Origin of the sequence: Actinomadura sp. 7K534, assembly GCF_004348575.1 — a bacterium.
Lineage (GTDB): Bacteria > Actinomycetota > Actinomycetes > Streptosporangiales > Streptosporangiaceae > Spirillospora > Spirillospora livida.
Genome location: NZ_SMKB01000131.1, coordinates 1 through 20,157, shown reverse-complemented (window position 1 = coordinate 20,157; position 20,157 = coordinate 1). Strand labels below are relative to the sequence as shown.

Genomic DNA, 20,157 nt, shown 5'->3' with positions numbered 1-20,157 from the left:
TCCCCGCACCCCGCACCCCGCGCGACCGCGGCGCGCACCCGCGTTCCGCCGCCTCCGCCATCGACATGGCCGTCCTGCACGCCCGGCTGGAGGAGTCCCTGGACGTCCTCCGCGACACCTACGCGCCCGCGCTCGGCGACGGCGGCGGCTGGTACCACGAGCTCACGCGGCCCGAGCCGGGCAGCACCGCGACGGCCCTCGGCCTCCTGGCCTTCGTGGAGGCGGGCCGCCCCTTCGAGTACTTCGACGAGGGGCTCGCCTTCCTCGCCGCCCGGCAGACCACCTCCCGGGACGCGCTGCGGGACGGCGGCTGGGCCACCAAGACCAGCCTGGGCATGCCGGTCGTGGAGGCGACCGCATGGATCGCGCGGTTCCTCGCCCGCGCCCGCTGCGACCTGCGCGACGACGCGCCCGACCTCGAACGCGCCTACCGGTGGCTGGTGCTCAACCAGAACCCGGACGGCGGCTGGGGGTCGCTGCACGGCTGCCGGTCCAGGGTGTGGCCGACCTGCCTGGCGCTCCGCGCGCTCAGCCAGCTGAACCCCTACGACACGGCCGTCGACCGGGGCGTGGAGTGGCTGACCGCGGACCGGACCGCGCACCGCCCCGGCTGGGGACCGACCCAGGCGTCCCGGCCCACCGTCACCCACACCGCTTTCGTGCTGGTCACACTGGCCGAAGCGCGGCCGGACCTGAGGACGGAGCGGCTGCTGGACGCCTACGACTGGCTGCTGGAGCACCTCGGCACCGAGGACGACACCTGGATCGAGACCTACGACGTCTCCCCGCACGACACCGTCTCCCCGCACGGCACCGGGGCGAAGCCGGTGTGGCGCCTCGCGCTCTGGCACTACGGCCTGCCCATCGCGCTCAACGCCCTGCTGCGGGACCCGCGCGGCCCGCACGGGCCGGCCGTCGCCCGCGCATTCCGCACGCTGGTCCGCGGCGAGGTCGCCGACCCGCGCTGGAACGGCTACCCGGGCAGCGGCCGGACGTCGCTGTGGACGCTGTGGTGGCGGCTGGAGACCTTGGTCGCGCTCGCCCGGCTCCCCCTCGCAGGGAACGCCGACGTGCTGCACTGGCTGCCGGACGCGACGGTCGTCCAGCGCGCCCACGCCCGGGACGTCCCCCTGGCCGAGCTGCTGCCGCACAGCCGGCTCGTCGACCCGGTGGCGCTCGCACGGCGGCACTGGGCGGCGTTCCTGCTGGTCCTGGTGTGCGTAGGCAGCGCGCTCGGCGTCGCGGCCGGGCTGTGGGGGTGGAAGGACTTCTGGCTGAGCGTGATCCTGCCGATCATCCTCACCGCCGTCAACGAGTCGATGCGGCGGCGCCGCACCCAGCGCGGTCCGCCGCCCGCCGCGTCCTGAGCGGGCTCACGCCAGGCGCGCACGGCGGGCCAGCTCCGCCTCCCCGGCGGCGCGCATCGCCGCCACGGGCACGTCGTCGCGGCCGGTCATCAGCGCCACCTGCCGGACGGCCTGGTGCAGCAGCATCGGGAAGCCGCCCACGACCGTCCCGCCGGCCTTCTCGACCGCCACCGCCAGGGCCGTGGGCCACGGCGCGTACACGACGTCGAACAGGGCGGCGCCCGACGCGGCGACCGGAGCGGCGAACGCGTCCGCCGCCCGCCCCGGCAGCGTCGACACCACCAGCTCGGCCGGGAGCTCCGCGGTCACCTGGTCGAGGCTGACGACCCGGACCGCGAGCCCGAACCGCTCCCCTACCCGGGCGGCCCCGGCGGCGCGCTCCGGGGTGCGCACCGCGAGCACCGCTTCGGCCGCGCCGAGCGCGGCGAGCGCCGCGAGGGCGGACGCGGCGGTCGCGCCCCCGCCGAGCACCAGCGCTCTGCCGTCCGGCCCGCCGATCGTGACACCGGCCTCGGCCAGCGCCGTCACCATGCCGTGCACGTCGGTGTTGTCGCCGTGGCGCCGCCCGTCGCGCAGGACGATCGTGTTGACGCCGCCGACCTTCACCGCCAGGTCCGACACGGCGTCCACCAGGTCCAGCGCGACGCGCTTCAGGGGCATGGTCAGCGACAGGCCCGCCCACTCGGGGCCGAGGCCGTCCAGCAGCCCCGCCAGGCCGTCCTCATGGCACTCGATCGCCTCGTAGGACCAGCCGTCCAGTCCCATCGCCGCGTACGCCGCCCGGTGCAGCACCGGCGACAGCGAATGCGCGATCGGCGCGCCCAGCACCGCGGCCCGCCGGGCCGTCTCCCCCACCGCCACTCCCTCGGCTCAGTTGCCCGGGTTCGCCCGCTGCCAGGCCCGGAACTCCTTCTCCAGCTCGAGCTGCTGCTCGTAGGTGGTGGCGAACTTGGTGATCCCGCGGTCCGGGTCGGTGGTGACGAAGAACAGCCACGTCCCGTCCTTCGGCTTCAGCGCCGCCTCGATCGCCGCGCTCCCCGGGTTGCCGATCGGCCCCGGAGGCAGCCCCTTGTACTTGTAGGTGTTGTACGGCGAGTCGTACTTGAGGTCCTCGTTGGTCACCGTGAGCGTCCGCTTGCCGAGCGCGTACACGACCGTGCTGTCGAACTGCAGCGGCATGTCCTTCTCGACCCGGTTGTAGATCACCCGGGAGACCTTCGGCAGGTCGCTGGGCCGGGCGCCCTCCGCCTGGATGAGGCTGGCCAGCGTGATGACCGTCCCCGGCTTCATCCCCGCCTCGCGCGCCTTGCCGACGAGGTCGTCGCTCGTCGCCTCCTTGTTGAAGCGGTCCACCATCTGCTTGAGGATCTGCCCCGCCGAGCCGTTCGGGTCGAGGTCGTAGCGGCCCGGGAACAGGTAGCCCTCCACCCGGTTGCTCGCGTACGGCGGGAGGCCCAGCCCCTCGGGCTTCTTCGCCGCGGCCTGGAACTCCTTCACCGGGATCCCGGTCTTCTTGGCCAGGAGCTCGAAGACCTCGACGGCCCGCCGGCCCTCCGGGATCGTGATCTGGGTGTCGGCCCGCGACTTGGGGTCCAGCAGCAGCGCCATCGCCGCGGCGGACGACATCTTCTGCCGCATCTGGTAGAAGCCCGGCTGGATGCTGGACGCGCGCGTCTCCGTCTGGAACACCTTGACGAACGCGCGGGAGCTCTTGACGACCTCGTGCTCCTCCAGCGCCTTGCCGATCACCGCGCCGCTGGCGCCGTCCTTGATCTGGACCGTGACGCTCCCGGTGCCCTGGCCGGCGTAGTCCGGGGGGTTCCACTTGTCGTCGAGCCACGCGTAGCCGAGCACGCCGCCGGTGCCGAACACCGCCACCAGGAACGCCATCGCGAACAGCGCCGCGGCCCGGCCGTTGCGCCTGCGGCGCTTCTGCACCTTGCGGGTGCGCCGCTGGTCCTTGCGGCTGGGCCGGTCCTCCGCCGCGGGTCGCCCGTCCCCGTACGGATCGCCGTACGGGTCCGAGAAAAGGTCCAAGTCGTTCATGAGCTCCCCCGGACGATCTCGCCTGGGGGGCTTCCCGTCAATCTCTCCGCGTCGAGTGCCGCCTGGAGCAGCACCGCCGCGGCGGCCTGGTCGACGACCTTGCGGCGCGCCTTACCGTGCACTCCCCCCGCCCGCAGGCCGCTCTCGGCCGTGACGGTGGTGAGCCTCTCGTCGTGCAGCCGGACCGTCTCCGGGGGGAGCCGGTCCGCGAGCCGGTCCGCGAACCTGCGCGCCGCCTCCGCCGCCGGACCCTCCCGGCCCGACAGCGACGTCGGCAGGCCGACGACGACCTCGATCGCCTCGTACTCGGCGACCAGCTCCACCAGCCGGTCGACGTCGCCCTTGCCGCTCTTCACGGTCTCCAGGGGCGTGGCGAGCACGCCGCCGGGATCGCACCGCGCGACCCCGACCCGCACGCTCCCCACATCGACCCCCAACCGGACGCCGTTTCTCATGGCTTCGCTCCGCTCAGCGGCTCCGGGCGCCCCCCGGCACCAGGCGCGTCCCCCGCGCGCCCGTCGCGAGCCTCGTCGCTTCGACCCCCGGTCGCTCTACCCCGATGTGCGGGGATCACGCGGCCCCTACTGCGCGTTCGACCGCGTCGAGGGCCTCGCCGATCGCGGCGGGGTTCGCGCCGCCGCCCTGGGCGAGGTCGTCCTTGCCGCCGCCTCCCCCGCCGAGGGCCTTCGCCGCCACGCCGACGAGCGCGCCCGCCTTCAGGCCCCGTTCGCGTGCGCCCTCGGTGACGGCGACCACCACGACCGGGCGGTCCTTCGGGACGCCCGTGACCATGACGACCGCCGGCCGCGCGACGAGCCGCCCCCGGACGTCGACCGCGAGCTTGCGCAGGTCGTCGGCCCCCGTGCCGTCGGGGGCGCGGTGGCCCACGAACGCGATGCCGCCCACGTCCTTGGCGGTGTCGGCGAGGGAGCCCGCGATGGCGAGGACCTGCTGGGAGCGGAGCTTCTCCAGTTCCTTCTCCGCGTCGCGGAGCCGGGTGACGACCCCGGAGATCCGCTCGGGCAGCTCCTCCTTGCGCGCCTTCAGCTGCTCGGCGAGCTGCGCGACCAGCACGCTCTCCCGGGCGAGGAAGCGGAACGCGTCGATGCCGACGAGGGCCTCGACGCGGCGGACCCCGGCGCCGATCGACGACTCGCCCAGCACCTTGATCAGGCCGAGCTGCCCGGAGCGGGCGACGTGGGTGCCGCCGCACAGCTCGCGGGAGTAGTCGCCGACCTCGACGACGCGGACCTCGTCGCCGTACTTCTCGCCGAACAGGGCGAGCGCGCCCATCGCGCGGGCCTCGTCGATCGAGGTGTGGAAGGCGCGGACGTCCAGGTCGCCGACCAGGACCTCGTTGACCTCGTCCTCGACGTCCCGCAGCACGGTGGCGGGGACGGCGCCGGACGCCGTGAAGTCGAACCGGAACCGGCCCGGCGAGTTCTCCGACCCGGCCTGCGCCGCCGACTCGCCGAGCGCGCGGCGGAACCCGGCGTGCACCATGTGGGTCGCGGTGTGCGAGCGGGAGATCGCCCGCCGCCGCTCCACGTCGACCTCGGCGTGGGCCGAGTCGCCCGCCTGGGCCTCGCCGCTGAGCACGCGCCCCCGGTGCACGATGAGGCCGGGCAGGGGCGCCTGCACGTCGGTCACCTCGATCACCGCGCCGTTGCCGAGCCTGATCACGCCGTGGTCGGCGAGCTGCCCGCCGCCCTCGGCGTAGAACGGGGTGCGGTCGAGGACGACCTCGACCTCGGTGCCCTCCCCGGCCGCGGGCGCGTTCGCGCCGCCGACCAGCAGGCCGACGAGGCGGGCGTCGCCGCGCAGGTGGCCGTAGCCGATGAAGTCGACCTCGCCGCCGGCGCCGGTGAGGAGCTCGTCGAGGACGGAGACGTCCAGGTTGCCGGTCCGCTTGTCGCGGGCGTCCTTCTTGGCGCGCTCGCGCTGCTCGCGCATGAGGCGCCGGAAGCCCTCCTCGTCCACCTGGAGGCCCTGCTCGGACGCCATCTCCAGGGTGAGGTCGATCGGGAAGCCGTAGGTGTCGTGCAGCTTGAACGCCTGGTCGCCGGCGAGCGTGCGGCCGCCGGAGCGCCTGGCCTCCTCGACCGCGGTGTCGAAGATGGCGGTGCCGGTGCGCAGCGTCTGGAGGAACGAGTCCTCCTCGGCGTCGATGACGGTGTGGATGTTCGCGGCGGTGCGCACCAGCTCGGGGTACTGCTCGCCCATCGCCTTGATCGCGACGTCGGTCAGCTCGTGCATGAGGCCCGCGTCCTGGCCGCCGAGCAGCCGCAGGTTGCGGATGGAGCGGCGCAGGATGCGGCGCAGCACGTACCCGCGGCCCTCGTTGCCGGGGCGGATGCCGTCGGCGACCATCATCGTCCCGCTGCGGACGTGGTCGGCGATCACGCGCAGCGACACGTCGGCGCGCCGGTCGCGGCCGTAGCGGGCGCCGGTCAGCCCGGCCGCGCGGTCCAGGACGCGCCACAGGGTGTCGGTCTCGTAGATGTTGTCGACGCCCTGGAGGATCGCCGCCATGCGCTCCAGGCCCATGCCGGTGTCGATGTTCTTGGCGGGCAGGTCGCCGAGGATCGGGAAGTCGGTCTTGCTGTCCCCCGGCCCCCGCTCGAACTGCATGAAGACGAGGTTCCACACCTCGAGGTAGCGGTCCTCGTCGGCGACCGGCCCGCCCTCGCGCCCGTACGCGGGGCCGCGGTCGTAGTAGATCTCCGAGCAGGGGCCGCACGGGCCGGGAACGCCCATCGACCAGAAGTTGTCCTCCATGCCGCGCCGCTGGATGCGGTCGAGGGGGACGCCGACCTTCTCATGCCAGATGCTCTGGGCCTCGTCGTCGTCGTCGAAGACCGTGACCCACAGCTTCTCCTCGGGGAACCCGAAGCCGCCGTCCTCGCGCGGCCGGGTCAGCAGCTCCCAGGCGAACGGGATCGCCTGCTCCTTGAAGTAGTCCCCGATGGAGAAGTTGCCCAGCATCTGGAAGAACGTCGCGTGCCGGGTGGTCTTGCCGACCTCCTCGATGTCCGGCGTCCGCACGCACTTCTGCGCGCTGGTCATCCGCTGCGACGGCGGGGTGCGCTGGCCGAGGAAGTACGGCTTGAACGGGACCATGCCGGCGTTCACCAGCAGCAGGGTCGGGTCCTCGGCGACGAGGCTGGCCGAGGGCACCACCTGGTGCCCGCGCTCCTCGAAGAACGTGAGGAAGCGGCGTGCGACCTCTGCCGACTCCATATCAGTGGCCATCCTTGTCGTTCTCGATGATCGTGTATCGCGCCTTGAGCACGCGGCGTGGACCGGAACCCCGGTGGCCGGGCAGCTCGGCGTCCGGCGGAGCCTGGTCCATGCGGACGGCCTCGCGCAACTCCTCTTCACGGGCACGCATCTCGGTACGCACGTCCGAGGCGAAATGCCTCAACCGCTCGCCGGCGCCCTGCCCGGTGGACACCGCCCGCGCCGCGACCCCCTCGGGGGACCAGGCGCGCGCGATCCGGACGACGCGGCGCTTGACGCGGTGCGAGACGTAGACGCCCGCGCCAGCCCCGACCGAGACCCAGAACAGCCGCCTCATCTGCGTCCCCTGCCCGAGGAGCGCGCCTGCAACTGCGGCCTGCCCGGCTCTGCGTCGCCGTCCCGCCCGCCGAGGGCCTTGCGCACCCCGTAGGAGAACGCGGCGGCCTTCACCAGCGGGCCGCCCACCACCGACGTCATGACGGTGGTGACGGCGGAGACGTTCTGCGTGACGCCGGCCACCTGCTTGGTGATGACGTCGGTGCGGCCGAGTTGCTCGTTGGCGCGCTTGACCGTCCTGGTCATGTCGTTCATCAGCGGGCCCGCCTGGTCGCCGATGTCGTGGACGACCTTGGTCGCCTCGCCGAGGAGGCGGGAGAGCTTCAGCAGGGTGAGCGCGATGAACGAGACGAGCACCGCCCAGAACACCGCCACGATGAGACCTGCCAACTGTCCACCAGTGAGCATCAGGGCTTTCCGTTCGCGTGAGTTCGGCTCGGGGCCGGGCATGTGGCCAGTGACAGACCTTACCGGTCGACCGGCCCCTATGCCGGGACCACAGGCCGGGTAAGGGTCTGGTCAGCGCCGGTCCGCGGTACCGCGCAGGACGGAGCGGATCCGTGCGAGCACTTCGGTGAACCGGGACTCGGCACCGTACTTGGTCGGGCGATAGTACTCCCGTCCGTCCACGGTGTCGGGCGCGTACTGCTGCCGGACGACCCCGCCGGGGTGGTCGTGGGCGTACTTGTAGCCCTGCCCGTGCCCGATCTTCGCCGCGCCCTTGTAGTGCGCGTCGCGCAGATGCCCGGGGACGGGCCCGGCGAGGCCCTTGCGCACGTCGCCGAGCGCCCCGTCCACGGCCATGATCACCGCGTTGGACTTGGGCGCCAGGGACAGGTGGATGACCGCCTGGGCGAGGTTGATGCGCGCCTCGGGCAGGCCGACGAACTCCACCGCCTGCGCCGCGGCGACGGCCGTCTGCAGCGCGGTCGGGTCGGCCATGCCGACGTCCTCGCTGGCGTGGACGATCAGCCGCCGGGCGATGAAGCGCGGGTCCTCCCCGGCCTCGATCATGCGGGCCAGGTAGTGCAGCGCGGCGTCGACGTCGCTGCCGCGGATGCTCTTGATGAACGCGCTGATGACGTCGTAGTGCTGGTCGCCCTCGCGGTCGTAGCGGACGGCGGCCCGGTCGACGGCCTTCTCCAGGACGCCGGCGTCGATCACGGCGCCGTCCTCGACGACCAGGGCGGCGGCCTCCAGGTAGGTGAGGGCGCGCCGCGCGTCTCCGCCGGCCAGCCGGACGAGGTGCTCCTCGGCCGCCGGGTCCAGGGCGACCGCCCCGGCCAGGCCGCGCTCGTCGGCGAGCGCGCGGTGGATCACCTCGCGCAGCGCGTCCTCGCCGAGCGGCTCCAGGGTGAGCAGCAGCGACCGCGACAGCAGCGGGCTGATGACGGAGAAGAACGGGTTCTCGGTGGTGGCGCCGATGAAGGAGACCCAGCGGTTCTCCACGGCGGGCAGCAGCGCGTCCTGCTGCGCCTTGTTGAAGCGGTGGACCTCGTCCACGAACAGGACGGTCTGCCGCCCGGTCATGCCCAGCTCGCGCTTGGCCAGGTCGATCTCGGCGCGGACGCGCTTGACGCCGTCGCTGACCGCGGAGATCTCCACGAACCGCCGGGACGTGACGTGGCTGACGACCGTGGCGAGGGTCGTCTTGCCGGTGCCCGGCGGCCCCCACAGGACGAGCGACATCGGCACGTCCCGGTCGACGAGCTGCCGGATGGGGGTGCCGGGGCCGAGCAGGTGCCCCTGGCCGACGACCTCGTCCAGCCCGCGGGGACGCATCCGCACCGCGAGGGGCTGCCCCGCTCCCGTACCGGCCGCGGCCCGGGACACCGGCGCCGCGGCGGCCTCCGGGGCCGTCCCCGCCTCCGCCGGCGCGTCGAAAAGGCCCTCCGGCTCACCCGATTCCGCCCTGCTGGTCACGCTCTGACATTATCCGGCGGTGCGGACACTCCCGGCCCGGGGAACCCGGGAACCCGCGAACCGGCTGTGGCGTTGGAACAGCCCGGAAGGCGGATACAGGAGCGTGACGGTGGCCGGTACGACCCCGCGGCGGCGGTACGGGCCGGCCGGGCTGCTCGTGATCCTCCTCGTCGTGGGCGGGCTCGTCTTTTGCTACGGCCTGGGCCATGCGCCCGTGTCCCGCGTCTGCACCGAGCAAGCGGTGAGCGCGCCCCTGAAGGACCACTCGTCGCTGAAGCAGGGGCAGCCGGATGTCCCGCTGAACGCGTGCCTGTGCCTGGCCGTGCTGTTCACCCTCCTCCTGCTGGGCCTCGCCGCCGGATCCGGGCGCCCGGCCTTCCGGTTGCCCGCCCGCGCAGGCTGGGCGGTCGCCCTGCGTCCCGAGGGCAGGCGCGTCCCCGTCCCCCGGCACTCCCTCCAGGTGCTCCGGCGGTAGAGGACCGGCCGCAAGGCCACCGCGGCGCCCCCCGGCGCCGCGGCAGTTCCGCACAGCCGTCCACAGCACCCGAGAGGACCCCTCGCATGTCCAAGAGCGCCCGCAACAGAAACGCCCGTGCCAAGAACGCCGGCGGCAAGAACACCCGCCCCAAGAACGCGCTCACCGAGAGGCAGGTGCCCTGGGGCACCATCGCCTTCTTCACCGTGATCGGCGTGGTGGCGTTCGTCGCCATCGGCTACGCGTTCATGCAGTCCAGGTCGTCCGCCGACGAGTCGATCGCCGGGCTGGTGACCAAGGACGACCTGAGCCGCGACCACGTCACCGGTACCGTCAAGTACGAGACCGACCCGCCGATGGGCGGCGAGCACGACGGCGCCTGGCAGAACTGCAACGGCCGCGTGTACGACGCACCGCTCCGCAACGAGAACGCGGTGCACTCGCTTGAGCACGGCGCCGTCTGGATCGCCTACCGTCCCGGGCTCCCCGCCGACCAGCTGCAGGCGCTGCAGACCAGGGTCACCGGCACCGACTACACGTTCATGAGCCCGTACCCGTCCCTGGACGCCCCGATCGCGCTCAGCGCCTGGGGCAAGCAGCTCAAGTTGCAGGACGCCGCAGACCCGCGCGTGGACGAGTTCCTCCGCGCCTTCGTGAAGGGCCCGCAGACCCCGGAGCCCGGCGCACCATGCGACGGCGCCAAGGACACACCATGACCCGCGGACGGCGCCCCACCGTCGTCCTGGCGGCCCTCATCCTCCTGGCGGGCCTGACGCTGATCGCGGTGAACGTGCTCCGCTCCGGCGCACCCGGGACGAACGGCCCCGAGGCCGGGTTCGCCCGCGACATGAGCGCCCACCACGCCCAGGCGGTACGGATGTCGTTCATCGTCCGGGACCGCACGGACGACCGCGACGTCCGCCTGCTGGCCTACGACATCATCAACACCCAGCAGGCCCAGATCGGCATGATGACCGCCTGGCTGGACGAGTGGGGCCTGCCCAAGACCGACCCTGCGGGCCCCATGCGCTGGATGGCCGGCCACGCGGGCCACGGCGGCGGGGCGGGCGCGATGCCGGGCATGGCGACGCGGGAGGAGCTCACCGACCTGGAGAAGGCGTCCGGCGAGGACGCGGAGGTCCGGTTCCTGCGGCTGATGATCGCCCACCACCGCGGCGGCGTGGACATGGCGGAGGCCGTGCTCACCCTCAGCGGCCACGACAGGGTGCAGCGGCTCGCCAGGACGATGGTGGACGGCCAGCGAGCGGAGATCGACCAGATGAACGCGATGCTCCGCGAGCGGGGCGCCCCCGAGGCGTGAGGGGCGCCGGGCAACCTTCGCGATAGCGCTTGACAGGGCGCCCGTATCGCGGGTCACTGACGACCATGGCTCCGAACCTCAGCGGCTACCACCGGGCCCTCGATCTCTTCGAGGGCCTGGTGGCCGGCGCTCCCCGGGACGGCTGGGACGCGCCGTCGCCCTGCGAGGACTGGACCGCCCGCGACGTCGCCGGCCACGTGACCGGCGGCCAGTACCTGATCATGGCGCTGGCGGACGGGCGGCCCGAGCCCGACATCACCCGCGACCCGGCGCGGTTCGTCCCCGGCGACGTCCTGATGAGCTGGCGGACGGCGCGCAAGGAGTGCGCCGCCGCCCTCACCGCCGACGCCCTGGCCCGCCCCATCCCGTTCGGAGGGCTGGGCGAGCTGCCCCTGGCCGACTACCTGGAGGCGTACATCCTGGAGCCGCTGGTGCACGCCTGGGACCTGGCGAAGGCCACGGACCAGCCGTCCCGCCTGGACCCGGACCTGGTCCACCACGCCTTCGCCACCGCCCAGGTAGTCGCCGCGCACCTGAGAACCACCGGCCACCTGGCACCTCCAAAACGCCCCCAGAAAGGCGCAGACGAACAAACCCGCCTACTGGCCTTCCTGGGCCGAACCCCCTACCTCAACCGCACATAGCGCCAGACCCCCACGGATCCCGAGAGTTGGAGGGGACCGCGAGGGACACGCCGACCTGCATGATCACCCCACGGGTGGTGCGGCCGGAGGTCGTGCTGCGACCGGAGGTCGCACGACCCGCCGCACGGGGCGCCGTTTCACGAGACGCGCCAGCGGATCGGGAAACGGCGCGCCGTGCGCAACGGGGGTTCCAGGGGGTCGCCCCCCTGGGCTAGCACCGCCCCCTGGGTGATCAAGAAAATTCGGCGAGGGTGCGTTCAGCCTCTTCGAGCCAGGCTCGGCGGGCGGTCAGGGCCTCTCCGGCTTCCTTGACGTCCTTCTCACGGCCGGCGTCGCGGGCCTTGGCGAGGCGCTTCTCGAGCTGGTCGATGGAGTTGCGCAGCTGGGTGACGGTGGCTTCGGCGCGTGCGCGGGCCTCGGGGTTGGTGCGGCGCCACTCGTTCTCCTCGGCGGCCCGGACGGTCTCCTCGATCTTGCGGAGCCGGCCTTCGAGGCGGTCGCGCTGGTCGCGGGGGACCATGCCCGCGGCCTCCCAGCGCTCCTGGACGCCGCGCAGCGCCTGCCGGGCCTGGCGGACGTCCTTGACGGGCAGCAGCCGTTCCGCCTCGGCGAGGATCTTCTCCTTCTCGGCGGCGTTCCCGCGGAACTCGGCGTCGCGTTCGGCGAAGGCGGCGCTGCGGGCCTGGAAGAAGGTGTCCTGGGCGCCCTTGAAGCGGGCCCAGAGCTCTTCTTCGGCGTCCCTGGAGGCACGGCCGGCGGTCTTCCAGCGGCGCATCAGGTCGCGGTACGCGGCGGCCGTCTCGCCCCAGTCGGTCGAGCCGGACATGGCCTCGGCCTCGGCGACGAGGCGCTCCTTCTCCCTGCGGGACTCCTCGCGCTGGTCGTCGAGGGTGGCGAAGTACGCCTTGCGGCGCTTGGTGAAGGCGTTGCGGGCGGACGACAGCCGCTTCCACAGCGCGGTCTCGGTGGGCCGGTCGATGCGGTCGGCGGCCTTCCACTCCTCGACGAGCTGGCGCAGCCGCTCGCCGCCGTTCTTCCAGTGGGTCTCCTCGGCGGCGATCCGCTCGGCCTCGGCGACGATCCGCTCCTTGACCTCGCGGGCCTCGTGGCGGTGCTGCTCGCGCTGCGCCTTGACCTCTTCGCGGCGCCGCCCGACCAGCTCGGTGAGGGCGTCGAGGCGCCGGGCGAGCGCGTCGAGGTCGCCGACGGCGTGCGCGTCGGCGACGGCCTCGCGGAGCCGGTCGATGCTCTGCTGCGCCTGCGCCGGCTGCAGGTCGGTGGTGCGGACCCGCTGCTCCAGCAGGCCGATCTCGGTGACGAGCGCGTCGTACTTGCGCTTGAAGTAGGCCAGGGCCTCTTCGGGCGCACCGGCCTGCCAGGACCCGACGACGCGCTCACCGTCGGACGTCCTGACGTACACGGTGCCGTCCTCGTCCACCCGGCCCCAGGGATCGGTCGCGCTGGACACCCTTGCCTCCTGAATCGCGGGTCCGGATGCTTTCCCAGCCACCGGACCCTCCACACCTTAGTATCCCGTTCGCCTATTTCCCGGCGATCGAGACGTCCCGGATCGTGACCTTCTTCTTGGGTTCGCCGTCTCCGTCTGGTTCCGACCCGCCCTTGGCGATCTCCTGGATGACGTCCAGCCCCTTGGCGACCTTCCCGAAGACGGTGTAGTCGGGCGAGAGTTGCGAGTCCTTGTAGACGATGAAGAACTGGCTGCCGTTGGAGTCCGGCTGCGCGCTGTGCGCCATGGCGAGCGTGCCCGCCTTGTACTGGGCGCCTTCGGTGTTCTCGTTGGCGTACTGGTAGCCCGGCCCGCCGGCGCCCTCCCCGGTCGGGTCGCCGCATTGCAGGACGTTGAGCCCGCCGCTGGTCATCCGGTGGCAGTCGGTCTTGTCGTAGAAGTTCTTCTCGGCCAGGAACGCGAAGGAGTTGACGGTGCACGGCGCGTTCCCGCCGTCCAGTTCCAGCACGACGTCGCCGTGGTTGGTCTTGACGGTCGCCTTCACCGTTCCCTTGTGGACCGGCTTGACGGGCGGGGTCCCGAGGTCCTTGGGCGCGCCCGGCACCTTCGCCGGCTTGTACGCGCACTCCCCCGGCTTGACCTGGGGGGTCGCGGACGCCTTCGCGGCGGCCTCGGACTCGTCGTCCCCGCCGGTGAACGCGACGATCGCGGCGCCGCCGGCGACGATCGCGGCCACCGCGCCGGCCGAGCCCGCGACCTTGAGGCGGCGCGCCCGCGCCGCCCGCTGAGCCCGCTGCTGCTCCTGCCGCTCGTAGCGCGCACGCGCGAGCTGCTTCTTGCGGTCCTTCCCCGCCACGGGCTGCTCCTCCGGTGTGATCAGGTGAACGTGCAGCGCATAGTAGCGGCCCCTGGAGTCGAACGCGTCCTGGCTTTCAGCCGGCGCTCAGGTGGCGGGGGCGCCGGGCGGCGGGCGGCGGGCGGCGACACGGCGACACGGCGACCCGGCGATCTCGTTCGCGGTGGCCGTGGCCGCGCCGGTACCCTCGGACAGGCCACCCGACTTGGTTCTAAGGAAGGACGACCGTGCTCGTCGCCGGGTTCCCCGCCGGATCTTTCGCCGCGAACTGCTATGTCGTGGCGCCCGCCGCGGGTGAGGAGTGCGTCATCATCGACCCCGGCGAGGACGCCGGGGGCGGGATCGAGGAGATCCTGCGCGAGCACCGGCTGAAGCCGGTCGCGGTGCTGCTGACGCACGGCCACCTCGACCACGTGTGGTCGGTGGCGCCCGTCTGCGGCGCGAAGGACGTCCCCGCCTACATCCACCCGGACGACCGCGACCTGCTCAGCGATCCGGCGAAGGGGCTGTCGCTCGGCGCCGGGCAGCAGCTGTTCGGCGGCCTGGAGCTGACGGAGCCGGACGACGTGCGGGAGCTGGCCGACGGGGCGGTGCTGGAGCTGGCGGGGCTGAGCTTCACCGTCGACCACGCGCCGGGCCATACGCCCGGGTCGGTGACCTTCCGGACGCCGGAGACGGAGCAGATCCCGGACGTGATGTTCACCGGGGACCTGCTGTTCGCCGGCTCGATCGGACGCACCGACCTGCCGGGCGGTTCGTACGAGGAGATCCTCGCCAGCCTGTCGCGGGTGTGCCTCTCCATGCCCGACGAGACGGCCGTCCTGCCCGGCCACGGGACACAGACCACAATCGGCCGCGAGCGCGCCACCAACCCGTTCCTCACCGGGCTTTTGCCGGGGGGTTCAGGGGGGTCGTCCCCCCTGATGGGCTCGACGGCTCCCGCGGACGGCCCCGGCAAGGGATTCTGAGCCTAAGAGACCATGAGTTCGAGTTTCCGGGCCCCCAAGGGGGTCAGTGAATACGTTCCGCCGCGCGCGGACCTCTTCTACGCCATCCGGGAGGCGTTCGCCGAGCAGGCGCGGCTCGCCGGCTACGGCTACCTGGAGCTGGCCGTCTTCGAGGACACCAACCTGTTCAGGCGCGGTGTCGGGGAGTCCACCGACGTCGTCTCCAAGGAGATGTACACGTTCGAGGACAGGGGCGGCCGCTCGCTGACGCTCCGCCCCGAGTTCACCGCGTCGGTGCTGCGGTCGGTCCTGGAGAACAACCTCCACAAGGGCGCGCTGCCGGTGAAGGTGTGGACGACGGGGCCCGCCTTCCGCGCCGAGCGGCCCCAGCAGGGCCGCTACCGGCAGTTCTACCAGCTCGACCTGGAGGCGATCGGCAGCGAGGACCCTCGGGTCGACGCCGAGACGATCGCGATCGCGTGGAACTGGTACCGCTCCCTCGGGCTGACCCGGGTGCGGCTGCTGCTGAACTCGCTCGGCTGCAAGGAGTGCCGTCCCGCGTACCGGGCCCTGCTGCAGGACTTCCTGCGCCGCCTGGACCTCGACGATGACGCCCGCGCCCGGATCGAGATCAACCCGCTGCGGGTGCTGGACGACAAGCGCCCCCAGGTGCGGGAGCAGCTCGCGGACGCGCCCCTGATGGCCGACCACCTGTGCCCGGCGTGCAAGGCGTACCACGACCAGGTCCGCGAGCTGCTCGGCGACCTCGGCATCACGTGGGAGGACACCCCCACGCTCGTCCGGGGGCTCGACTACTACACCCGGACGACCTACGAGTTCGACCACCCGCTGCTCGGCGCGCAGTCCGGCATCGGCGGCGGCGGCCGCTACGACGGGCTGTCGGAGGACATCGGCGGCCCGCCGCTGCCCGGCATCGGGTTCGGGCTCGGCCTGGACCGCACGGTCCTCGCGCTGGAGGCCGAGGCGCCGGAGGCCGGGGACGCCGCGATCGCCGCCCGGCCGCGCTGCGAGGCGTTCGGGGTGGCGCTCGGCGAGGCGGCCGAGCGCCGGATGTTCGCGCTGGTAGACGAGCTGCGCCGGGCCGGGATCGCCGCCGACATGGCGTTCGGCGGCAAGAGGCTCAAGGGCGCCATGAAGGACGCGGACCGCTCTGGCGCCCGCTACGCCGTGATCCTCGGGGAGCGGGACATCGCCGACGGCGTCGCCCAGGTCAAGGATCTCGCGGAGGGCGAGCAGGCCGCCGTCCCGCTCCCCGCCATCGTCACGACGTTGAAGGAAAGGCTCTCGAAATGATCCGCACCCACGAGGCGGGGACGCTCCGCAAGGAGCACGCCGGGCAGCAGGTCACGCTGGCCGGCTGGGTCGGCCGCCGCCGCGACCACGGCGGCGTCACGTTCATCGACCTGCGCGACGCCTCCGGCACCGCCCAGGTCGTGTTCCGGGAGGAGGACGCCGCCCACGACCTGCGCTCGGAGTACTGCGTGAAGGTCGTCGGGGAGGTGCGCGTCCGGCCGGAGGGGAACGAGAACCCCGAGCTGCCGACCGGGGACATCGAGGTCGCCGCCGCCGACATCGAGGTGCTGTCGGAAGCGGCACCGCTCCCGTTCCCCATCGAGGGCGACGTCAACGTCAACGAGGAGATCCGGCTCAAGTACCGGTACCTCGACCTGCGCCGCGACGCCGTGGCGCGGGCGGTGAAGGTCCGCTCCGAGGCGTCGTTCCTGGTGCACGAGGTGATGCGCGAGCACGGGTTCGTCAACATCGAGACCCCGACGCTGACCCGGTCGACGCCCGAGGGCGCCCGCGACTTCCTGGTCCCCGTCCGGCTGCAGCCGGGCCACTGGTACGCGCTGCCGCAGTCGCCGCAGCTGTTCAAGCAGCTGCTCATGGTGGGCGGGCTGGAGCGCTACTACCAGATCGCCCGCTGCTACCGGGACGAGGACTTCCGCGCCGACCGGCAGCCGGAGTTCACCCAGATCGACATCGAGATGTCGTTCGTGGACCAGGACGACGTCCTGCGGGTCGGCGAGGACCTCGTCTCCCGCCTCTGGAAGGAGATCGGCGGGTACGAGGTCCCCCGGCCGATCCCCCACATCACCTACGCCGACGCGATGGCCCGGTACGGTTCCGACAAGCCCGACCTGCGGTTCGGCCTCGAGCTCACCGACATGACCGAGTACTTCGCGGACACCTCGTTCCGGGTGTTCCAGGCCCCCTACGTCGGCGCGGTCGTGATGCCGGGCGGCGCGTCCCAGACCCGCCGGGAGCTGGACGGCTGGCAGGACTGGGCGAAGGCCCGCGGCGCCCGCGGCCTCGCGTACGTGCTCGTCCAGGAGGACGGGACGCTCGGCGGCCCGGTCGCCAAGAACCTCTCCGACGCCGAGAAGGAGGGCCTCGCCGCGCAGACCGGCGCCGGCATCGGCGACGCGATCTTCTTCGGCGCGGGCAAGCGGCACGCGACGCAGGAGCTGCTGGGCGCCGCCCGGCTGGAGATCGGCCGCCGCCGCGAGCTGATCGACGAGTCGGCGTGGAAGTTCGTGTGGGTGGTCGACGCGCCGGTCTTCGAGCCGGTCGAGGACGACAAGGGCGAGCAGATCGGCTGGACGGCCGTCCACCACCCGTTCACCGCGCCGAAGGCGGAGTTCGCCGCAACCTTCCAGGACGACCCGGGCGGCGCGCTCGCGAACGCCTACGACCTCGTCCTGAACGGCACCGAGATCGGCGGCGGTTCACTGCGAATCCACCGCGCGGAGATGCAGCAGCGCGTGTTCGACGTGCTGGGCATGTCGAAGGAGGAGGCCGAGTCGAAGTTCGGGTTCCTGCTGGAGGCGTTCAAGTTCGGGCCGCCCCCGCACGGCGGCATCGCGTTCGGCTGGGACCGGATGGTCATGCTCCTGTCCAGGCAGGACTCGATCCGCGACGTGATCGCCTTCCCGAAGGCGGCGTCCGGCTACGACCCGCTGACGGCCGCGCCGACGCCGATCACGCCGCGGCAGCGCGCCGAGGCCGGTGTCGACGCGGAACCCGAGAAGAAGACCGAGGCCGCCGGAGCCTGACCGGCGGAAAGCACCTGTCGGGCGGCGCCGTCCCTAGCGGGCGGCGCCGCTCGGCGTCCGGTACACGTCGTAGACGCCGTCGATGGAGCGGACGGCCTTCAGGACGTGGCCGAGGTGCTTCGGGTCGCCCATCTCGAACGTGAACCGGCTGACGGCGACGCGGTCGCGGGTGGTGGTGACCGAGGCCGACAGGATGTTGACGTGCTGGTCGGACAGCACGCGGGTCACGTCCGACAGCAGCCGGGGACGGTCGAGGGCCTCGACCTGGATGGCGACCAGGAAGACCGAGTCCTCCCCCGGGGACCATTTCACGTCGATGAGCCGGTCGGGCTGCGACTTCAGGCTGGCGACGTTCGCGCAGTCGGCGCGGTGGACGGAGACGCCGTGCCCGCGCGTGACGAACCCGACGATCTCGTCGCCCGGCACCGGGGTGCAGCACCGCGACAGCCGCACCCACACGTCGGGGTCGTCGGCCACGACGACGCCCGGGTCGCCCGCGGGACGGGTCCGCTTGCGGCGGGTCGGCAGCGCCAGCTCGGCGAGGTCCTCCTCGGCGCTCTCCACCCCGCCGAGGGCGTCCACGAGCCGCTGGACGACGTGCTGCGCGGAGACCTGGCTCTCCCCGACCGCCGCGTACAGCGACGACACGTCCGGGTAGCGCATGTCGCGGGCGAGGGCGAGCAGCGCCTCCCCGGACATCATCCGCTGCAGCGGCATGTTCTGCTTGCGCATCGCGCGGGCGATGGCGTCCTTGCCGGACTCGATCGCGGTGTCGCGGCGCTCCTTGGAGAACCAGTGCTTGATCTTGTTGCGGGCGCGGGCGCTCTTGACGAAGCCGAGCCAGTCGCGGCTCGGGCCCGCGTCCGGCGACTTGGAGGTGAATACCTCGACGGTGTCGCCGTTGTCCAGGGTCGATTCGAGGGGGACGAGGCGCCCGTTGACACGGGCGCCGATACATCGGTGCCCGACCTCGGTGTGGATCGCGTAGGCGAAGTCGACGGGGGTCGCGCCCTGCGGCAGCGCGATCACGTCGCCCTTCGGCGTGAACACGAACACCTCGGAGACCGACAGGTCGAACCGCAGCGACTCCAGGAACTCGGCGGGGTCGGCGGTCTCCTTCTGCCAGTCGAGGAGCTGGCGGAGCCACTGCATGTCACCGGCCTTGCGCCCGGCGACCGTCTCCTCCTTGTACTTCCAGTGCGCGGCGACGCCGTACTCGGCGCGGCGGTGCATGCCCCAGGTGCGGATCTGCAGCTCGACGGGCTTGCCGCCGGGGCCGATCACCGTCGTGTGCAGCGACTGGTACATGTTGAACTTCGGCATCGCGATGTAGTCCTTGAACCGGCCGGGGACCGGGTTCCACCGCGCGTGGATGGTGCCGAGGGCGGCGTAGCAGTCGCGGACGCTGTCGACGAGGACCCGGATGCCGACCAGGTCGTAGATGTCGTCGAAGCTGACGTCCCGCGCGATCATCTTCTGGTAGATCGAGTAGTAGTGCTTCGGGCGCCCGGTGACGGTCGCCTTGATCCGCGCGTCGCGCAGGTCGGCGGAGACGTACTGGATCACTTCCTGGAGGTAGACGTCGCGGCGCGGGGCGCGCTCGGACACCAGCCGGGCGATCTCGTCGAACCGCTTGGGGTACATCGTGGCGAACGCGAGGTCCTCCAGCTCCCACTTCAGCGTGTTCATCCCGAGGCGGTGCGCGAGCGGCGCGAACACCTCCAGGGTCTCGCGAGCCTTCTTCTCCTGCTTGTGCCGCGGCATGTAGCGCAGCGTGCGCATGTTGTGCAGCCGGTCGCCGAGCTTGATCACCAGGACGCGGATGTCGCGGGACATCGCGACGACCATCTTGCGGACGGTCTCGGCCTCGGCGGCCTCCCCGTACTTGACCTTGTCGAGCTTGGTGACGCCGTCGACGAGCGCGGCGATCTCGTCGCCGAAGTCGGCGCGCAGCTGGTCGAGCGTGTAGGGGGTGTCCTCGACGGTGTCGTGCAGCAGGGCCGCGCACAGCGTCTCGGTGTTCATGCCGAGCTCGGCGAGGATGGTGGCGACGGCGAGCGGGTGCGTGATGTACGGGTCGCCGCTCTTGCGCTTCTGGTGCCGGTGGTGGTGGGCGGCGACGTCGTAGGCGCGCTCGATGAGCCGCAGGTCCGCCTTGGGATGGGTGTTGCGGACCGTCTTGATCAGTGGTTCGAGTACCGGGTTCATAGCGGGGCCGCGCTGGGCGCCCAGCCTGGCGAGCCTTCGGCGCACCCGGGCGGCAGACGGTGGGATCGTGGCCTGTGCGGGCCTGGACGGTACGGCGGGCTCATCAGGGGCCTGCTCTCCGGAAGCCGGGTCTTCGGCGGCCTGCTCGCCGGAGGTCTGGGCTCCGGGAGCCCGCTCCTCGGGGGCCTGCTCGTCAGGGGCCTGCTCGTCAGGGGGCTGGGCGGCGGGAGCCTGGGCGGGAGCGTCGGT

18 protein-coding genes are annotated in these 20,157 nt (G+C 72.5%); 8 read left to right on the top strand and 10 right to left on the bottom strand.

Annotated features, from left to right (window positions below; genetic code table 11):
- Nucleotides 1-1,367: prenyltransferase/squalene oxidase repeat-containing protein (locus tag E1266_RS23430; RefSeq protein WP_165966182.1), on the top strand; the 1,367-nt coding region annotated here is incomplete at its 5' end.
- A gap of 6 nt (nt 1,368-1,373) precedes the next feature.
- Here E1266_RS23430 and E1266_RS23425 read toward each other — a convergent pair.
- The 7 genes from E1266_RS23425 to E1266_RS23395 all read right to left on the bottom strand — a co-directional run bounded on the left by E1266_RS23425 (nt 1,374) and on the right by E1266_RS23395 (nt 8,771).
- Complete coding sequence (locus tag E1266_RS23425; protein WP_132050386.1) at nt 1,374-2,222, bottom strand: shikimate dehydrogenase; 849 nt, start codon at nt 2,220-2,222, stop codon at nt 1,374-1,376.
- A 15-nt stretch (nt 2,223-2,237) separates the two neighbouring features.
- The gene (mltG, locus tag E1266_RS23420; RefSeq protein WP_132050384.1) at nt 2,238-3,413 is read right to left on the bottom strand and encodes an endolytic transglycosylase MltG; all 1,176 of its coding nucleotides are present in this window, start codon (nt 3,411-3,413) and stop codon (nt 2,238-2,240) included.
- Nucleotides 3,410-3,868 carry a Holliday junction resolvase RuvX gene (gene ruvX / locus E1266_RS23415; RefSeq protein ID WP_132050382.1) on the bottom strand — a complete coding sequence of 153 codons (459 nt, stop codon included), beginning with the start codon at nt 3,866-3,868 and terminating at the stop codon, nt 3,410-3,412. The genes mltG and ruvX overlap by 4 nt, the downstream gene beginning before the upstream one ends.
- Nucleotides 3,869-3,983: 115 nt before the next feature.
- The gene (gene alaS, locus E1266_RS23410; RefSeq protein ID WP_132050380.1) at nt 3,984-6,653 is read right to left on the bottom strand and encodes an alanine--tRNA ligase; all 2,670 of its coding nucleotides are present in this window, start codon (nt 6,651-6,653) and stop codon (nt 3,984-3,986) included.
- 1 nt (nt 6,654) lies between these two features.
- Complete coding sequence (locus tag E1266_RS23405) at nt 6,655-6,990, bottom strand: hypothetical protein (protein ID WP_132050378.1); 336 nt, start codon at nt 6,988-6,990, stop codon at nt 6,655-6,657.
- A complete protein-coding gene (locus tag E1266_RS23400; RefSeq protein ID WP_132050376.1) occupies nt 6,987-7,397 on the bottom strand; it encodes a DUF948 domain-containing protein in 411 nt (136 codons plus the stop codon). Before E1266_RS23400 ends, E1266_RS23405 begins: the two co-directional genes overlap by 4 nt.
- Before the next feature lie 111 nt (nt 7,398-7,508).
- On the bottom strand, nt 7,509-8,771 hold the full coding sequence (locus E1266_RS23395; RefSeq protein WP_243718761.1) for a replication-associated recombination protein A: 1,263 nt from the start codon (nt 8,769-8,771) through the stop codon (nt 7,509-7,511).
- A 250-nt stretch (nt 8,772-9,021) separates the two neighbouring features.
- Here E1266_RS23395 and E1266_RS23390 point away from each other — a divergent pair, with 250 nt between their 5' ends.
- From E1266_RS23390 to E1266_RS23375, 4 genes are all read left to right on the top strand, one after another.
- The gene (locus tag E1266_RS23390) at nt 9,022-9,387 is read left to right on the top strand and encodes a hypothetical protein (RefSeq protein ID WP_132050374.1); all 366 of its coding nucleotides are present in this window, start codon (nt 9,022-9,024) and stop codon (nt 9,385-9,387) included.
- Between the two features lie 86 nt (nt 9,388-9,473).
- On the top strand, nt 9,474-10,103 hold the full coding sequence (locus E1266_RS23385; RefSeq protein ID WP_132050372.1) for a DUF3105 domain-containing protein: 630 nt from the start codon (nt 9,474-9,476) through the stop codon (nt 10,101-10,103).
- The gene (locus E1266_RS23380) at nt 10,100-10,708 is read left to right on the top strand and encodes a DUF305 domain-containing protein (RefSeq protein WP_132050370.1); all 609 of its coding nucleotides are present in this window, start codon (nt 10,100-10,102) and stop codon (nt 10,706-10,708) included. Before E1266_RS23385 ends, E1266_RS23380 begins: the two co-directional genes overlap by 4 nt.
- A gap of 65 nt (nt 10,709-10,773) precedes the next feature.
- Nucleotides 10,774-11,352, top strand: a complete 579-nt coding sequence (locus tag E1266_RS23375; protein ID WP_132050368.1) for a TIGR03086 family metal-binding protein — start codon at nt 10,774-10,776, stop codon at nt 11,350-11,352.
- Nucleotides 11,353-11,584: 232 nt separating this feature from the next.
- Here the strand turns inward: E1266_RS23375 and E1266_RS23370 are convergent, their stop codons facing one another.
- Both E1266_RS23370 and E1266_RS23365 read right to left on the bottom strand, forming a co-directional pair.
- Nucleotides 11,585-12,820, bottom strand: a complete 1,236-nt coding sequence (locus E1266_RS23370) for a DUF349 domain-containing protein (RefSeq protein WP_132050366.1) — start codon at nt 12,818-12,820, stop codon at nt 11,585-11,587.
- Between the two features lie 73 nt (nt 12,821-12,893).
- The gene (locus tag E1266_RS23365; RefSeq protein ID WP_132050364.1) at nt 12,894-13,676 is read right to left on the bottom strand and encodes a peptidylprolyl isomerase; all 783 of its coding nucleotides are present in this window, start codon (nt 13,674-13,676) and stop codon (nt 12,894-12,896) included.
- Between the two features lie 227 nt (nt 13,677-13,903).
- Between E1266_RS23365 and E1266_RS23360 the strand changes: the two genes are divergently transcribed.
- From E1266_RS23360 to aspS, 3 genes are read left to right on the top strand one after another with little or no spacing between them, the layout of a single operon-like run.
- Nucleotides 13,904-14,644, top strand: coding sequence for an MBL fold metallo-hydrolase (locus tag E1266_RS23360; RefSeq protein ID WP_132050362.1), 741 nt, complete (start codon nt 13,904-13,906; stop codon nt 14,642-14,644).
- A 12-nt stretch (nt 14,645-14,656) separates the two neighbouring features.
- Entirely contained in the window at nt 14,657-15,937 is a 1,281-nt protein-coding gene (gene hisS / locus E1266_RS23355) for a histidine--tRNA ligase (RefSeq protein ID WP_132050360.1), read from the top strand.
- A complete protein-coding gene (aspS, locus tag E1266_RS23350; protein WP_132050358.1) occupies nt 15,934-17,700 on the top strand; it encodes an aspartate--tRNA ligase in 1,767 nt (588 codons plus the stop codon). Before hisS ends, aspS begins: the two co-directional genes overlap by 4 nt.
- 33 nt (nt 17,701-17,733) lie before the next feature.
- On the opposite strand, the gene E1266_RS23345 is transcribed toward aspS, so the two are convergent.
- Entirely contained in the window at nt 17,734-19,908 is a 2,175-nt protein-coding gene (locus E1266_RS23345; protein ID WP_132050388.1) for a bifunctional (p)ppGpp synthetase/guanosine-3',5'-bis(diphosphate) 3'-pyrophosphohydrolase, read from the bottom strand.
- Between the last annotated feature and the right edge of the window lie 249 nt (nt 19,909-20,157).

Excerpts from the sequence above, each read along its gene's own strand:
- mltG (WP_132050384.1), bottom strand. The coding sequence starts at position 3,413 with ATGAACGACTTGGACCTTTTCTCGGACCCGTACGGCGATCCGTACGGG.
- ruvX (WP_132050382.1), bottom strand. The coding sequence starts at position 3,868 with ATGAGAAACGGCGTCCGGTTGGGGGTCGATGTGGGGAGCGTGCGGGTC.
- alaS (WP_132050380.1), bottom strand. The coding sequence starts at position 6,653 with ATGGAGTCGGCAGAGGTCGCACGCCGCTTCCTCACGTTCTTCGAGGAG.
- E1266_RS23405 (WP_132050378.1), bottom strand. The coding sequence starts at position 6,990 with ATGAGGCGGCTGTTCTGGGTCTCGGTCGGGGCTGGCGCGGGCGTCTAC.
- E1266_RS23400 (WP_132050376.1), bottom strand. The coding sequence starts at position 7,397 with ATGCTCACTGGTGGACAGTTGGCAGGTCTCATCGTGGCGGTGTTCTGG.
- E1266_RS23395 (WP_243718761.1), bottom strand. The coding sequence starts at position 8,771 with ATGCGTCCCCGCGGGCTGGACGAGGTCGTCGGCCAGGGGCACCTGCTC.
- E1266_RS23385 (WP_132050372.1), top strand. The coding sequence starts at position 9,474 with ATGTCCAAGAGCGCCCGCAACAGAAACGCCCGTGCCAAGAACGCCGGC.
- E1266_RS23380 (WP_132050370.1), top strand. The coding sequence starts at position 10,100 with ATGACCCGCGGACGGCGCCCCACCGTCGTCCTGGCGGCCCTCATCCTC.
- E1266_RS23375 (WP_132050368.1), top strand. The coding sequence starts at position 10,774 with ATGGCTCCGAACCTCAGCGGCTACCACCGGGCCCTCGATCTCTTCGAG.
- hisS (WP_132050360.1), top strand. The coding sequence starts at position 14,657 with ATGAGTTCGAGTTTCCGGGCCCCCAAGGGGGTCAGTGAATACGTTCCG.
- aspS (WP_132050358.1), top strand. The coding sequence starts at position 15,934 with ATGATCCGCACCCACGAGGCGGGGACGCTCCGCAAGGAGCACGCCGGG.
- E1266_RS23345 (WP_132050388.1), bottom strand. The coding sequence starts at position 19,908 with ATGAACCCGGTACTCGAACCACTGATCAAGACGGTCCGCAACACCCAT.